12 protein-coding genes are annotated in these 15512 nt (G+C 71.3%); 9 read left to right on the forward strand and 3 right to left on the reverse strand.

Translation table 11 applies throughout. The features are described 5' to 3' along the window. Positions 1 to 30: 30 nt before the first annotated feature. The 5 genes from AC1DDU_RS16060 (at position 31) to holA (ending at position 8152) form a co-directional block, all read left to right on the forward strand. Positions 31 to 1341: an anthranilate synthase component I family protein gene (locus tag AC1DDU_RS16060; protein ID WP_477435813.1), complete on the forward strand. Its 1311-nt coding sequence runs from the start codon at positions 31 to 33 to the stop codon at positions 1339 to 1341. A gap of 63 nt (positions 1342 to 1404) precedes the next feature. Continuing rightward, positions 1405 to 4011 (forward strand): leucine--tRNA ligase, encoded by a 2607-nt coding sequence (gene leuS, locus AC1DDU_RS16065; protein WP_477435815.1) that lies wholly within the window; start codon positions 1405 to 1407, stop codon positions 4009 to 4011. Positions 4012 to 4101: 90 nt separating this feature from the next. Beyond that, positions 4102 to 4722, forward strand: a complete 621-nt coding sequence (locus tag AC1DDU_RS16070; RefSeq protein ID WP_477435817.1) for a ComEA family DNA-binding protein — start codon at positions 4102 to 4104, stop codon at positions 4720 to 4722. 3 nt (positions 4723 to 4725) lie between these two features. Then, positions 4726 to 7077 (forward strand): ComEC/Rec2 family competence protein, encoded by a 2352-nt coding sequence (locus AC1DDU_RS16075; RefSeq protein ID WP_477435819.1) that lies wholly within the window; start codon positions 4726 to 4728, stop codon positions 7075 to 7077. A 37-nt stretch (positions 7078 to 7114) separates the two neighbouring features. Beyond that, positions 7115 to 8152, forward strand: a complete 1038-nt coding sequence (gene holA / locus AC1DDU_RS16080) for a DNA polymerase III subunit delta (protein WP_477435821.1) — start codon at positions 7115 to 7117, stop codon at positions 8150 to 8152. Positions 8153 to 8235: 83 nt separating this feature from the next. Here the strand turns inward: holA and rpsT are convergent, their stop codons facing one another. Then, a complete protein-coding gene (gene rpsT / locus AC1DDU_RS16085; protein WP_477435822.1) occupies positions 8236 to 8496 on the reverse strand; it encodes a 30S ribosomal protein S20 in 261 nt (86 codons plus the stop codon). Between the two features lie 240 nt (positions 8497 to 8736). On the opposite strand from rpsT, the gene AC1DDU_RS16090 reads away from it, so the two are divergent. Next, complete coding sequence (locus tag AC1DDU_RS16090; protein WP_477435824.1) at positions 8737 to 10095, forward strand: GH1 family beta-glucosidase; 1359 nt, start codon at positions 8737 to 8739, stop codon at positions 10093 to 10095. Continuing rightward, positions 10092 to 11342, forward strand: a complete 1251-nt coding sequence (locus tag AC1DDU_RS16095) for an MFS transporter (RefSeq protein ID WP_477435826.1) — start codon at positions 10092 to 10094, stop codon at positions 11340 to 11342. Before AC1DDU_RS16090 ends, AC1DDU_RS16095 begins: the two co-directional genes overlap by 4 nt. Here AC1DDU_RS16095 and AC1DDU_RS16100 read toward each other — a convergent pair. After that, positions 11331 to 12056 carry an alpha/beta fold hydrolase gene (locus AC1DDU_RS16100; RefSeq protein WP_477435828.1) on the reverse strand — a complete coding sequence of 242 codons (726 nt, stop codon included), beginning with the start codon at positions 12054 to 12056 and terminating at the stop codon, positions 11331 to 11333. The two genes, AC1DDU_RS16095 and AC1DDU_RS16100, sit on opposite strands and share 12 nt — an antisense overlap. A gap of 85 nt (positions 12057 to 12141) precedes the next feature. Between AC1DDU_RS16100 and lepA the strand changes: the two genes are divergently transcribed. Then, complete coding sequence (lepA, locus tag AC1DDU_RS16105; RefSeq protein ID WP_477435830.1) at positions 12142 to 13992, forward strand: translation elongation factor 4; 1851 nt, start codon at positions 12142 to 12144, stop codon at positions 13990 to 13992. Between the two features lie 24 nt (positions 13993 to 14016). Here the strand turns inward: lepA and AC1DDU_RS16110 are convergent, their stop codons facing one another. Next, the gene (locus AC1DDU_RS16110) at positions 14017 to 14754 is read right to left on the reverse strand and encodes an AAA family ATPase (RefSeq protein ID WP_477435832.1); all 738 of its coding nucleotides are present in this window, start codon (positions 14752 to 14754) and stop codon (positions 14017 to 14019) included. Between the two features lie 107 nt (positions 14755 to 14861). On the opposite strand from AC1DDU_RS16110, the gene AC1DDU_RS16115 reads away from it, so the two are divergent. Next, on the forward strand, positions 14862 to 15512 hold the full coding sequence (locus AC1DDU_RS16115) for a DUF1990 family protein (RefSeq protein WP_477435833.1): 651 nt from the start codon (positions 14862 to 14864) through the stop codon (positions 15510 to 15512).

Raw genomic sequence — 15512 nt, forward strand, 5'->3', positions numbered from 1 at the left:
GAGGCCGCAGCGTCCCTCTAACCTGGGAACATGTCGGAGCCCCTCGCCGTCGTCGACGTCCCGGACTGGGCGGATCCGGCATCCGTCTTCGCCGCCCTGTTCGCGCACGAGACGCATGCGTTCTGGCTGGATGCCGGTCCCGACGCCGCGGAGGGCTGGAGCTGGATGGGAACCGGCGCCCCCGCCGACCCACGGGTCGTGCGCGACACGGTCTGCGCAGGCGACGGACCCGAGGACGACGGTCCCACGTTCCGCGGCGGGTGGGTCGGCTGGATCGGATACGACGACGCCGCCGCACGGGCGGGCGCACCCGCAGCGCACGACCACGATGCGGTGCCGCGGGAGCTGTGGCTGCGGGTCGCCTCCCTCATCGCGTTCGACCACGGCACGCGTCGCGTCCACGTCCTCGGCGCTGCCGCCGAGGTGGATGCGCTCGCCGCAGCGGTGGGCGTCGTCCCCGCCGCCGCGCCCGTCGCCCCGGCGTCGTCGCGCGGGACCGCCGCCGCACGGCATACCCCTGTCGAGTACGCGGCGCTGATCGAGCGCTGCCGCGATGCGATCCGTGAAGGGGATGCCTACCAGCTGTGCCTCACGACGCGCTTCGAGGTGGCGGGGCGCATCGATCCGCTCGAGGCCTACGCCCGGCTGCGCGCGGCCACGCCCGCGCACCACGGCGGCTTCGTGCGCTCCGGCGACGTGGCGCTGCTGAGTGCGAGCCCCGAACGCTTCCTCCACATCGACGCGGCCGAGGGCGCCCCGGTCGTGCGCACCCGTCCGATCAAGGGCACACGCCCCCGCGATCAGGACCCCGAGGTGGACGCGGCGCTCGCCGCGGAGCTTCGCGCGAACGAGAAGGAGCGGGCCGAGAACGTGATGATCGTCGACCTCATGCGCAACGACCTCTCCCGCGTGAGCGTCGACGGCACGGTGGGGGTCGACGCCCTGCTCGAGGTCGAGTCGTATCCCGCGGTGCACCAGCTCGTGAGCACCGTGTCGGGATCCCTCCTTCCCGGGACCACCCTCGGCGACCTGCTGGACGCGACCTTCCCGGCCGGATCCATGACGGGTGCGCCGAAGCTCTCGGCGATGACGATCCTGCACCGCCTCGAGGCCGCCCCGCGCGGGGTGTTCTCCGGCTGCTTCGGCTGGGTGGGCGAAGACGGCGCCCTCGATCTCGCGATGGTCATCCGCTCGATCGTGGTACGACCGGGCGGCGCGTACGTGGGCGCCGGAGGGGGCATCACGTGGCGGTCGGATGCCGCCGCCGAGGTCGCTGAGGTCGGCGTGAAGGCTCGCGGACCCCTGGCGGCGCTGGGGGCGACCCTTCCGCCGGGCTGGTGAGCGCGGCATTCCGCTAACCTGGAGGATGCGCTTCGCGCGCTGCGCGCGCTTTTCCGGCATCCGATGATTGGTTCTTCCCCCGTGAGTCAGACCGTCTCCTCCGACACCACCGCGCCCGCCGAGGGCTACGACGCGTACGCCATCCAGAACAAGTGGCAGGCGCGCTGGGCCGAGGCCGACCCGTTCCGCGCCGGCGGCGCCGACGACACGCGTCCCCGCAAGTACGTGCTCGGCATGTTCCCGTACCCCTCGGGAGACCTGCACATGGGCCACGCCGAGAACTATGCGTACGTCGACGTCGTGGCCCGCTTCTGGCGTCACCGCGGCTACAACGTCCTGAACCCGATCGGGTGGGACTCGTTCGGCCTCCCCGCCGAGAACGCGGCGATCAAGGGCGGTGCCGGCTCGGACCCGCGCGAGTGGACGTACGCGAACATCGAGCAGCACAAGAAGAGCTTCCGCGAGTACGGCTCGTCCTACGACTGGTCCCGCATCCTGCACACCAGCGACCCCGAGTACTACCGCTGGAACCAGTGGCTGTTCCAGCGCCTGTACGAGCGCGGCCTGGCGTACCGCAAGGCGAGCCCGGTCAACTGGTGCCCGAACGACCAGACGGTGCTGGCCAACGAGCAGGTCGTCGACGGCCACTGCGAGCGCTGCGGCGCCGAGGTCGTCAAGAAGAACCTGACGCAGTGGTACTTCAAGATCACCGACTACGCCGACCGGCTGCTGGACGACCTGAACCAGCTCGAGGGCTTCTGGCCGCAGAAGGTCCTCCGCATGCAGCGGAACTGGATCGGCCGGTCGGTCGGCGCCGACATCGACTTCGAGATCGAGGGCCGCGCCGACAAGGTGACGGTGTTCTCGACGCGTCCCGACACGCTGCACGGCGCCACCTTCATGGTCGTCGCGCCCGACAGCGACCTCGCCGCGGAGCTCGCAGTGGGTTCGTCGGCCGAGGTGCGCATGCGCTTCCAGGACTACGTCGAGCGTGTCCAGCGCGAGACCGACATCGAGCGTCAGTCGACCGATCGGCCCAAGACGGGCGTGTTCCTCGACCGCTTCGCGATCAACCCCGTCAACGGCGACCGCCTGCCCATCTGGGCCGCCGACTACGTGCTGGCCGACTACGGCCACGGTGCGGTCATGGCCGTTCCGGCCCACGACCAGCGCGACCTCGACTTCGCGCGGGCGTTCGACCTGCCGGTGAAGGTCGTCGTCGACACGACCGCGCCGATCACCGGCGCGATCCCCGTCATCGAGCTCGACGACGACGGTGTGCCGCTGGATCCGGGTCCGCTCGAGTCCCTCGCCGATATCGACCCGGCCAAGACGGGCATCGCGCTGACCGGTGAAGGCCGCCTGATCAACTCCGGCTCGCTCGACGGGCTCTCCAAGCGCAACGCGATCGCACGCATCATCGAACAGCTGGAGGCCGCCGGCACCGGACGCGCCGCCAAGTCGTACCGCCTGCGCGACTGGCTGATCTCGCGCCAGCGCTTCTGGGGCACGCCGATCCCCATGATCCACACGCAGGACGGTCGCATCGTGCCGGTCCCCGACGACCAGCTGCCGCTGGAGCTGCCCGATGCGCGAGGGCTGGACCTGAAGCCGAAGGGCACGTCGCCGCTGGGCGGCGCGACCGAGTGGATGCAGACGACCGACCCCGAGACGGGCGAGCCGGCGCTGCGCGACCCCGACACGATGGACACGTTCGTCGACAGCTCGTGGTACTTCCTGCGCTTCCTCGCGCCGAACGACCCGACGCAGGCCTTCCCGTCTGCCGAGGCGGACCGTTGGGCGCCCGTCGACTCGTACATCGGCGGCGTCGAGCATGCGATCCTGCACCTGCTGTACGCGCGGTTCATCACGAAGGTCCTGTTCGACATGGGACTGATCGATTTCACCGAGCCGTTCTCGAGCCTCATCAACCAGGGCATGGTGCTGCTGGGCGGCTCGAAGATGTCGAAGTCGAAGGGCAACCTCGTCGAGTTCGCCGCGAGCATGGTCGACCCCGGCGCCGATGCGTCTCGCGTCGCGATGGTGTTCGCAGGACCGGTCGAGGACGACATCAACTGGGAGGACGTCTCGACGACGGGTGCCCAGAAGTTCCTGGCGCGCGCCTGGCGCGTCGCCAAGGACGTCACGAGCGAGCCCGACGTGATCTGGGCCGAGGGCGACGCGGCGCTGCGCCGTGTGACGCACCGTCTGTGGGCGGATGCCCCGGGGCTGGTCGAGCAGACCAAGTTCAACGTCGTCGTCGCGCGGCTGATGGAACTCGTCAACGCCACACGCAAGGTCATCGACACCGGTGCCGGCCCCGCCGACCCCGCTGTGCGCGAAGCGGCCGAGGCCACCGCGATGGTCCTCGACCTGTTCGCCCCGCACCTGGCGGAGGAGATGTGGGAGATCCTGGGCTACGACGGCTTCGTCGGCCTGGTGCCATGGCGCGCCGCCGATCCGACGCTGCTGGTCGAGGAGAGCGTGACCGCCGTGGTGCAGATCGACGGCAAGGTGCGCGGGACGCTGCAGGTCCCCGCTCGCATCGATGCCGCCGAGCTCGAGCGCCTGGCCCGCGCGGACGAGAAGGTCGTGCGGTCGCTCGCCGGGCGTGAGATCACGCGCGCCGTGGTGCGTCCGCCCAAGGTCGTGAGCTTCAGCACGCACTGACGCTCCTCCACAGCCGACGGCGGCCGCGGGGTCTTCACGACCTCCCGGCCGCCGTCGGGGTGTGAGGGCTGCTCCTCCTAGCGTGGGCCCGTGACCGCCGGTGACCCCCGAGATGCCGCGACGACGGATGCCGCATCCGCCCGTCGCCGGCTGGGCATCGGCGCGGTCGTGGTGGTGGTGATCGCCGCGCTGGCGGTCACGGTCGGCATCGGCATCCTTCGCGGCGCGACGGCGCCCGTCGACGAGGTCATGGTCGACCCGACCCCAGCGGCGTCCGCGACGGACTCGACGGGGCTTTACGTGCATGTCTCCGGGGCGGTGCGAGCACCCGGGCTGTACGTGCTCCCGGGCGGCTCCCGTGTGGTGGATGCGATCGCGGCCGCCGGCGGTTTCGCCGACGACGCCGATCGCGACGGGGTCAACCTGGCGCGCGGACTCGACGACGGCGAGCAGCTGCCGGTGCCGCGCGAAGGCGAAGTGCCGGCGGCGCCCGGCGGGGCGGTGCCGGCGGCACCCGAAGGGAAGATCGACCTGAACACGGCCGACGCCGGCCGTCTCGAGACGCTTCCCCGCATCGGTCCGGCACTGGCCGAGCGCATCATCGCGTGGCGCGACGACAACGGCGGATTCACCAGCATCGAGGACCTGCTGGCGGTGCCGGGCATCGGCGACAAGATGCTGGAATCGCTCCGCGACCTCGTGACGGTGTAGCTGATGCCGCGAGGTGCGCTGCGACTGGTCCCGGTCGCCGTGGCCGCGTGGGCGACGGCGGGCGCGGCGATCCTCGCGCCGTCCTGGGCGGCCTGGATGGCGCTCTCGCTGTGGGCCCTCGTCGGGCTGGCGACGGTCACGGTGCTGTGGCTGGGCCGGGCGCGGTCCCGGGGTGCGCGGCCGGCCCTGCGCCGCGCCGTCGTCATCCTCGTCCTCGCCGCAGCGGCCGCTGCCGCCTCGGCTTCCCACGTCGCGTGGATGAGCGCCGCGCGATCCGGCATCGCCGACCTCGCGCTCGACCACGGGCGCGCGGTGGCCGTCCGCGCGGAGGTCGTGGGCAAGGTCGAACGGCGCGCGGACGGGTCGCTGGCGTTCGATGCGCGCGCGGGCCGGTTCGGCGTCGGCGAGCGCTCGGTCGCGGCGGATGCCGACATCGTGGTGCGCGTCGCGCCGGAGGACGTCGACGTCCTCACCGCGTTGGACCTCGGCGCCGTCGTCGACGTGCACGGCACCGCGACGCCCGGGCGTCCGGGGGAGCGTGCGGTGCTGGTGCTGTGGGCGTCGCGCGGGGTGGAGGTCGTGAGCCCGCCGGCCGGCGTGCTGGAGGTCGCTGCGAGCCTCCGACACGCGCTCGTCCGTGCCGTCGACGGTCTTCCCGGCGAAGGCGCGGGACTCATCCCCGGTCTCGCCGTCGGCGACACCTCGAGCGTCTCGCCCGCACTCGATGCGGCGATGAAGCAGGCATCGCTGTCGCATCTGACCGCGGTCTCCGGCGCGAACTGCGCCCTGGTCGTCGGCCTCGCGTTCGCTGCGGCGGCGATGTGCGGCGCCTCGCGCGGCGTCCGCGTGGCGTGCGGCCTCACGGCGCTCGTCGGGTTCGTCGTGCTGGTCACCCCCGAGCCCAGCGTCGTGCGCGCCGCGGCGATGGCGGCGATCGCGATGCTCGCCGTGCTCCTCGGGCGCACCGGAGCCGCCCTCGCGCTGCTGTGCGTCGCGGTGAGCGTACTGCTCGTCGTCGATCCGTGGCTCGCGGCCTCCCTGGGCTTCGCGCTGTCGGTGGCGGCGACGGGCGCGCTGCTGGTGGGCACGCGCCCGTTGGCGGCCGGTCTGGCGCGCGCGATGCCCCGACCGGTCGCGCTGGCACTGGCGGTTCCGCTGGCGGCGCAGCTCGCCTGCGGGCCGCTGTTGATTCTCATCCAGCCGACGGTGCCGCTGTACGGTGTCGTCGCGAATCTCCTGGCCGGCCCGGCGGCACCCGCCGCCACGGTGCTCGGGCTCGCAGCGTGCCTGAGCGCGCCTCTGGGGTGGCTGCAGTCCGGGCTCACGGCGTTCGCCTGGGTGCCGGCCTCCTGGATCGCCGCGACGGCCACCACGACGGCGAGCCTGCCACTGGATGCGGTTCCGTGGCTCGAAGGGTGGCCCGGAGCGCTCACGCTGGCGGCGACCGGACTCGCGGTCGCGCTGGCGATCACGCTGCCGCGCGGGGGAGGGCGCGGGAACCGGCTCGTGCGCGGGACGTCGATCGTGCTCGTCGCGGTGATCGCCGGCGTCGGAGTGGGTGGCGCCGCGCTCGGTTCGGTGGCCGGACGGTGGGCACTGCCGGCGGGATGGACGGTGCTGGCATGCGACGTGGGTCAAGGCGACGCCGTGCTGTTGCGTTCCGAGGGGGCGGTCGCCCTCGTCGACACCGGCCCCGCACCGGAGCCGCTGGCAGCCTGTCTGTCCCGCGTCGGGATCTCCCGCATCGACCTGCTGGTGCTGACCCATTACGACCTCGACCACGTCGGGGGCATCGAGGCCGTGCAGGGCATGGTGGGCACCGTCCTGCTCGGCCCGTACGTCGCCAAGGGGCGTGAGGCGGTCGCGGGCCTCACGGCATCCGGAGCTCGCACGGTCCAGGCGTCCGCGGGCATGTCCGGCGCTCTCGGCGGCGCGCGGTGGCGCGTCCTGTGGCCACCGCCCGACAGTCGGGCCTTCCCATCGGGCAACGACGCCAGCGTCGTCGTCGACATCCGCGGAGGAGGCATCCCGCCCACGCTCCTGCTGGGCGACCTGTCGGCCTCGCCGCAGCGCGCGTTGACGGCATCCGGGCTCCTCGATCCGCCGTACGCGATCGTGAAGGTCGCCCATCACGGCAGCGCGGATCAAGATGCCGCGCTCTACGCCGCCGCGCAGCCCGCGGTCGCCCTGATCTCGGTCGGCACGGACAACGACTATGGCCACCCGCGCGACGAGACGCTCGCCTTCCTCGAGGAGCTGGGCGCCCGCATCGTCCGCACGGATCGCGACGGCGTCGTGGCGCTGTGGTCCCGGGCAGCGGGTGCGGTGTCTGTGTGGCGCGAGAGAGGCGGCTAGGCGGCCGAGCGTCGGTCGGTCTCGGTAGGGTGGAGCAATGGCATCCTCCGCGCGTCGAGCGCCCGCCAAGCCGGCGCGCAGCGCCATTCCTCAGCTCTCGTGGCGTGCCCCGCAGCCCGCGCCGATCGTGCTGGTGTCGGGCCCGGAGGAGGTCTGCGCGGAGCGCGCGATCGCGGGTGTGCGCGACTACCTCCGCGCCGAGGATCCGACTCTCGAGGTCTCCGACCTGCGCGCCGACGACTACGCGGCGGGAACGCTGCTGGCGGTCACGTCGCCGTCGCTGTTCGGCGAGCCGCGGCTCGTCCGCGTCAGCGGTGTCGAGAAGTGCTCCGACACCTTCCTCGCCGAGGCGGTCTCGTACCTCGCCAACCCGCAGGACGGCGCCACGGTCGTGCTGCGCCACACCGGCGCCACCGTACGGGGCAAGAAGCTCCTCGACGCGATCCGGGCCGGCCAGGGCTCCGGCGTCGAGGTGGGGTGCCCGGCCATCAAGCGCGACTCCGATCGCTACGACTTCGCGGCGGGGGAGTTCGGCGCGGCGAGCAAGCGCATCGCGCCTTCGGCGCTGCGCGCACTCGTGTCCGCCTTCGCCGACGACCTCACGGAGCTGGCCGCCGCGTGCCAGCAGCTGATCGCGGACGTCCCGGGCGACATCACCGAGCAGGTCGTCGAACGGTACTACGGCGGCAGGGTCGAGACATCGGCGTTCACCGTGGCCGACACCGCCATCGCCGGGCGGTACGGCGAGGCGCTCATCGCGCTGCGCCACGCCCTGGCCTCGGGCGCCGATCCTGTGCCGCTGGTCGCGGCGGTGGCGATGAAGCTGCGCACCATGGCGCGCGTGGCGGGCAACCGCGAACCGGCGGCCGCCCTCGCGGCGCGGCTCGGCATGAAGGACTGGCAGGTCGATCGCGCCCGCCGGGATCTGGTGGGGTGGAACGAGGAGAGCCTCGGTCGCGCCATCCAGGCCACGGCGCGGGCGGATGCCGAGGTCAAGGGCGGTTCGCGCGACGCGGTCTTCGCACTCGAACGCATGATCACCGTCATCGCGACGCGCGCCCCGTACGGGGCCTGAGCCGCGGGAGCGACGCGAAAGGCCCGCCCCTTGCGGGACGGGCGCTTTCGACTGTCGGTCTCACGACCGGCGGTCGGGATGCCTCAGAGCGCGGAGACCTGCTTGGCGATGGCCGACTTGCGGTTCGCCGCCTGGTTCTTGTGGATGACGCCCTTGCTGACGGCCTTGTCGAGCTTCTTGGCCGCCGTGCCCAGCGCCTTCTCGGCCGCGGCCTTGTCGCCGGCGGCGATCGCCTCGCGGGTGCGACGGACGTGCGTCTTCAGCTCGCTCTTGACGGCCTTGTTGCGCTCGCGCGCCTTCTCGTTGGTCTTGTTGCGCTTGATCTGCGACTTGATGTTCGCCACGTGTCGACGGTTCTTTCGTTCGAAGGTGAATCGGATTGATGTGCCGGTCAGCGAGAGAGGGGCGCTTCGCGGCGGTCGTATGAGCGAACCCACACGCAAGCCAAACAGGGAGTCTACCAGGTCGTCCTGTGCGGCGTTGACAGCCGCGCGTGGTCATGAGTGGTCCCGCGGGTGGTGCATGATCGACGGAGCGGATGCGCCAGCGTGGGTGCCCGCACGCCACATGAGAAAGGGCTCACCATGGCGTCTGCCTCGCTCGTCGACCCGTCCGCGTTCCCCCACGGCTTCCGCTGGTCTGCCGCAACAGCCGCCTTCCAGATCGAAGGCTCACGCACCGCAGACGGTCGCGGCCGGTCGATCTGGGACGACTTCGTGGAGACGCCTGGTGCGGTGCGCGACGGCGGCACGGCCGACCCGGGGCCGGACAGCTATCGCAGGCATCGCGAGGACGTGGCGCTGCTGCGCGACCTCGGCGTCGACCGCTACCGCTTCTCGATCTCGTGGGTGCGGGTGCTCCCCGAGCCCGGAGGCGCCGTGGTGCAGGCGGGGCTCGACTACTACCGCCGGCTGGCCGACGATCTGCTGGATGCCGGCATCACTCCTTTCGCGACGCTCTACCACTGGGATCTGCCGAGCGTGCTCGAAGAGCGCGGCGGCTGGCTCGAGCGCGACACCGCGCTGCGCTTCGCCGACTACGCGCAGGTCGTCGCCGATGCGCTGGGTGACCGCATCCGCCACTGGTACACCCTCAACGAGCCTGTGTCGACGACGCTGCAGGGGTACGCGGTCGGCACCCTCGCGCCGGCCAAGCAGCTGCTGTTCGGCTCGTTGCCCACCGTGCACCACCAGCTGCTCGCCCACGGCCTCGCGACGCGGGTGCTGCGCGACGCGGGTGCCGAAGAGGTCGGGATCGTCAACAACCACACCCTGGTGCTGCCCGCGTCGGAGTCCGAGGTCGACCTGATGGCGGCGGCGACGTACGACCTGCTGCACAACCGCGTGTTCGCGGAGCCCGTCCTGACGGGCGCCTACCCGGACCTCGAGGCCTTCGGCATCCCGCCCATGCCCGTCGAGGAGGGCGATCTCGAGCTCATCAGCAGCGGCTCGGACTTCTACGGGATCAACTTCTACAACCCGACCTCGGTCGCCGCGACGCCCGAGGGCAGCCCGATCCCGTTCGAGGTCGTCCCGACGTCGGGCGCGCCGGTCACGGGGTTCGGTCCGGAGTGGCCCATCGTGCCTTCGGCCCTGACGGAACTGCTCGTGGGCTTCCGGGATCGTTACGGCGATGGCCTGCCGCCGCTGATCATCGGGGAGAACGGCGCGTCGTTCCCGGAGCCCGACCACGTCACGGGCGCCGTCGACGACGCGGACCGCATCGCCTACATCGCCGGCCACATCGACGCCGTCGGTGCCGCCGTCGCGGCGGGGGTCGACGTGCGGGAGTACACCGTGTGGTCGCTGCTGGACAACTTCGAGTGGGCCGACGGCTACACCCAGCGCTTCGGGCTGGTGCACGTGGACTTCGACACCGCCGCGCGCACGCCCAAGGCGTCGTTCGACTGGTACCGCGCCTTCATCGCCCAGGCCCACGCATGAGCGCGCGGCAGGGCGCCAAGGTCGGCGTCGGCTGGTTCACTCTCTTCACGCTCGCGTGGCTCGCACTCTGGACGGTGCAGCTGACACCGCTGCAGTTGCTGATCCCGCTGCAGCTGAACACGCCGGACGACGCCGACGGCTGGATCTCGGGTGTCGTCTCCTCGGGGCTCGTCCTCGCGATCGGCGGTGTCGCCGGCGTGATCGCAGCACCCGTCGCGGGAGGCCTCTCCGACCGGACCCGCGGTCGCCTGGGCCGCCGCCGCCCTTGGGCGCTCGGCGGAGTGTGGCTCGGCACCGTGTCGCTCGGCGCGATCGCCTTCGCATCCGGGCCGTGGGGCGTCGGTCTTGCCTGGGTGGGCGTGTCGGTCGGCGTCGCAGTGGCGTCGGCCGCGTTCACAGCGCTCATCGCCGACCAGCTGACCACCCAGCGTGGTGCGGCATCCGCCGCCGTCTCGTCTTCGCAGGCCCTGGGCATCGTCGTCGGCGTGGGCGTCATCGTGCTCCTGGAGCTCGGCGTGCTGGTCGGCTACCTCGTCCTGGCCGTCTTCCTCGCCGTCGTCGGAACGCTGGCGGCGCTGCTGCTGCCCGATCCGCCGGCGCGGTCGGAGGTGGCGGTCGCGCGCGAGGTGCGCACGCTCGGCGAACGCCTCGCCGCACTGCGCGACCGCGACTTCGCGTGGCTGCTCGCGGGCCGTCTGACGGTCAACATCGGCAATGCCCTCGGCACCGGCCTGCTGCTGTTCTTCCTGCTCTACGGTCTGCACCGGGATGCCGCCGTCGCCGAGGACGAGCTGCTGCTCCTGATCCTCGTCTACACGGTGTTCGTGGTCGGCTCGTCGATCGCGTCGGGATGGATCTCCGACCGCACCGGCCGCCGGATCCCGTTCGTGGTGTGGTCCGCCGTCATCCAGGGGTTCGCGTCGATCCTCCTGGTGCTGGTGCCGTCGCTCACCACCGCGATGATCGCCGCGGCGCTGCTGGGCGTCGGCTACGGCGCCTACATGTCGGTGGGGCTCGCACTGGGCACCGACCTGCTGCCGTACCCGGAGGACCACGCGCGCGACCTCGGCTTCGTGAACGTCTCGGCCAGCCTCGGGCAGCTCATCGGTCCGCTGCTCGGCGCGGGGCTCGTGGCGCTCGTGGGCGGGTTCTGGCTGCTGTTCCTGGTGGGCGGCATCCTGTCGATCGCCGGCGGCATCATGACGTACGCAATCCGCCCGCGCGCACGGACCGGTTCAGCGGTCTGACACCTCGAGGGTGGTGAGGGCGACCTCGAGGACGGCGTCGAACACGCGCGGACGCATCACCGTGACGTGGTGGGTCGTGCGGGGCACGACGATGAGCTCGGCGTGCGGTGCGACCTTCGTGAACAGCCTCTCGTTGACGCGCAGCTGGTCGTACTGACCGTTGACGAACCACAGCGGGACGTCGATGCGGCGCAGGGCCGTGAGCAGGTCGAGCACCGAGAGACTGCGCAGCGCGGTGTCCTGGGCGTCCAGCGCGTAGCCGCCGGCGCCGAAGTCGGCGCGCGTCTCGTCGGGCAGGATGCGGTCGAGCATGCGGTCCGTCAGCCACATCCCGCGATCGGGAAGCGCGTCGAACCCGCGCGCGAGCATCCGGTAGGTCGCCAGTCCCACCCCGCGCGGGATGGCCGTGCAGGATGCCGCGAGGAAGCCCGCGACGGGAGGCTCGTCCTCGCCCCCGGTGTACGCGATCGACAGCAGCCCACCCATCGAGTGGCCCACGAGCAGGACGGGGCCGCGTTCCGCGGCCGAGCGCACGGCGTGGTCGATCGTCGCCCGGGCGGACTCGAGGGTGAACGCCTCGGCCATCCGCGTGCCGTGCCCGGGAAGATCGACCGCCGTCACGGGGTTGCCGCGGGCGGTCAGGTACTCGACCTGGGCGCGCCACATGGTCGCGGACGTCCGGATGCCGTGCACGAGCACGACCTGGACCACCATGCGGCCAGGTTAGCGGCGAGCAGAGGCGCGCGCCGGGCGGCACGGCATCCGGTTGTCAGGTCGGCACCCGTAGAATCGTCTGGACATGTCACCCCGCGCCCTGAAGCCTCTCGAGCCGTCTGCGACCCCTCCTGAGCTGATCCGCAACTTCTGCATCATCGCCCACATCGATCACGGCAAGTCGACGTTGGCCGACCGCATGCTGCAGATCACCGGCGTCGTCTCCGACCGCGACATGCGCGCGCAGTACCTCGACCGCATGGACATCGAGCGCGAGCGCGGCATCACGATCAAGTCGCAGGCGGTGCGGATGCCGTGGGCCACGGCCGACGGCACGTTCGCGCTGAACATGATCGACACGCCCGGGCACGTCGACTTCACCTACGAGGTGTCGCGCTCCCTCGCCGCATGCGAGGGAGCGATCCTGCTCGTCGACGCGGCGCAGGGCATCGAGGCCCAGACGCTCGCGAACCTCTACCTCGCGCTCGAGAACGACCTGCACATCATCCCGGTGCTGAACAAGATCGACCTGCCCGCCGCGGACCCCGAGAAGTACGCGGCCGAGCTCGCCGGGCTCATCGGCGGCTCGCCCGACGACGTGCTGCGCGTGAGCGGCAAGACGGGCATGGGCGTGGAGGAGCTGCTGGACCGCATCGTCGCGCAGATCCCCGCACCGAAGGGCGATGCCAACGCGCCCGCCCGCGCCATGATCTTCGACTCGGTGTACGACTCGTACCGCGGCGTCGTGACATACGTGCGCATGGTCGACGGCAAGCTGGAGCCGCGCGAGCGCATCCAGATGATGTCGACCAGGGCGACCCACGATCTGCTGGAGATCGGTGTGTCCAGCCCCGAGCCGAACCCCACCCGAGGTCTGGGCGTCGGCGAGGTCGGCTACCTCATCACCGGTGTGAAGGACGTGCGCCAGTCGAAGGTCGGCGACACGATCACGAACCACCGCAAGCCCGCCACGCAGGCGCTCCCGGGATACACCGACCCGAAGCCGATGGTGTTCTCGGGCATCTACCCGATCGACGGCAGCGACTACGCCGACCTCCGGGAGGCGCTGGACAAGCTCAAGCTCTCGGATGCCTCCCTGCAGTACGAGCCCGAGACCTCGGTCGCCCTCGGATTCGGGTTCCGCTGCGGCTTCCTGGGCCTGCTGCACCTGGAGATCATCACCGAGCGCCTGGCGCGCGAGTTCGACCTCGATCTCATCACGACGGCGCCGTCGGTGACCTACGAGGTCATGACAGACACCGGCGAGACGGTGACCGTCACGAACCCCAGCGAGTACCCCGACGGGCGCGTGGCGGAAGTGTCCGAGCCCGTCGTCAAGGTCGGCATCCTGCTGCCGAAGGACTACGTCGGCACCGTCATGGAGCTGTGCCAGTCGCGGCGCGGCACGCTCCTCGGGATGGACTACCTCAGCGAGGACCGCGTCGAGCTGCGGTACAACATGCCGCTCGGCGAGATCGTGTTCGACTTCTTCGACCACCTGAAGTCCAAGACGCAGGGCTACGCCAGCCTCGACTACGAGCCCGCCGGCTCCCAGACCGCCGACCTCGTCAAGGTCGACATCCTGCTGCAGGGCGAGAAGGTCGACGCGTTCAGCTCGATCGTGCACCGCGAGAAGGCCTACGCGTACGGCACGATGATGACCGAGCGGCTGCGCAAGCTGATCCCGCGTCAGCAGTTCGAGGTGCCGATCCAGGCCGCCATCGGCGCACGCATCATCGCGCGCGAGAACATCCGCGCGATCCGCAAGGACGTGCTCGCCAAGTGTTACGGCGGCGACATCACCCGCAAGCGCAAGCTCCTCGAGAAGCAGAAGGAGGGAAAGAAGCGCATGAAGATGGTCGGTCGCGTGGAGGTCCCCCAGGAGGCGTTCATCGCCGCCCTCTCGGGAGACGTCGAGGGCAAGGGCGCGAAGTAGCGTCCGCCCGGGCCGTGCGCCCGATCACGCCAGCAGGTGTCGCAGGTACCGTTCCGGCGCCGACAGGTATGAGCGCCAGTGCGAGACCAGTTCCAGGTCGTCCCATTCGGCTTGGCGCATGCCCCACGGGCCGAGCTCGATGATGCGCGCGCCGGGGAGCGATGCGAGCACCGGGGAGTGCGTCGCGCACAGCACCTGTCCGCGCTCCTCGGCGATCCGGTGGAGCGTCGAGATGAGCGTGAGGGTCGACGAGAACGAGAGCGCCGCCTCGGGCTCGTCGAGGCAGTAGAAGCCGGGGGAGTCGAAGCGCGTGTCGAACATCGCCAGGAACGACTCGCCGTGACTCATCTCGTGGAAGGCAGGCTCTCCGCGCGCCGAGGGATTCTCTTCGAGATACGTGTAGAACGAGTGCATCGTCTCGGCGCGGAGGAAGTACCCCCATCGCGCGGCGCCTACGCCGCGCTGGATCCGCAGCCAGTCCGACAGCGGCGACTCGGTGGCGCGGGTGCGGTGATGGGCTGAGGCCGACCCGCCCTCGGGTGAGAACCCGTAGGCGATCGCGATGCCCTCGAGCACCGTCGATTTGCCCGACCCGTTCTCGCCGACCAGGAACGTGACCCCTGGGCCGAGGTCGAGGCCCTCGTCGAGCAGCTGAGCGACCGCCGGGATCGTCACCGGCCATCGGGTACGGTCGGCCGGCGCGAGCTCGTCCCGTGCGCGGACGGCCACGACGGGTGGCTGAAGGAAGTCCGCAGCGCGCATTCCGGCAGTCTCGCATGGCCGGCCGACACGCCTGCCGTCGGCCGTGAGCCCAATGCCGGCGGGCGCCTCCCACGAGCCGGTCAGGAGCACCCCTTAGGCTGGTACCCATGCGTCGAGGAACCTTCCGTGACGACACCGTCGACTACGCCGCCGTCGGCGCCACGCAGGCGCCCGATCTGATGCAATATCCGCCGGAGCGCAGCATCCCCGCGGAGGAATCGTGGCGCATCGGCAGTGGCGAGGGCCGCTTCCAGGCCGCGAGCGAGGCGCTGATGTCATGGACCGCGCTCAAGGGCGCGGGACTCGAGGTCACCGACGTCCGGCCCGCGTCCGGGCCGACGTACTCGGGCGTCAGCTTCGACGCCGAGGGCAACCCCGTCGCGCCGAGCCGCTCCGAAGCCGAGCAGCGCTTCGACGCCGAGGGTACGCCGTTCGTCGGGCCCGGCACGACGATCCGCGTCGACGGCCGCGTGAAGGGGCTGCGCGCCGACGCCGAGCTGCGCGTCATCTTCGCTGTCGAGGAGCCCCGGCGTGTCGGTTTCGCGCTCGGCACCGTGAGCGACTCGGTCGTCAGCGGCGAGGAGTCGTTCATGATCGAGTGGTACGAGAACGACGAGGTGTGGTTCACGGTGCGGGCGTTCGACGCTCCGCATGCCGTGCTCTACCGCGTCATCCCGGCGCTCACCAAGCGCCGACGGCGCGAGCTGTTCACCCGCTACCTGCGCGCGATCTCGCCGCTGTACACGACCCCCGCGTGA

The sequence above is a fragment of the Microbacterium sp. 05T445 genome (assembly GCF_056395865.1).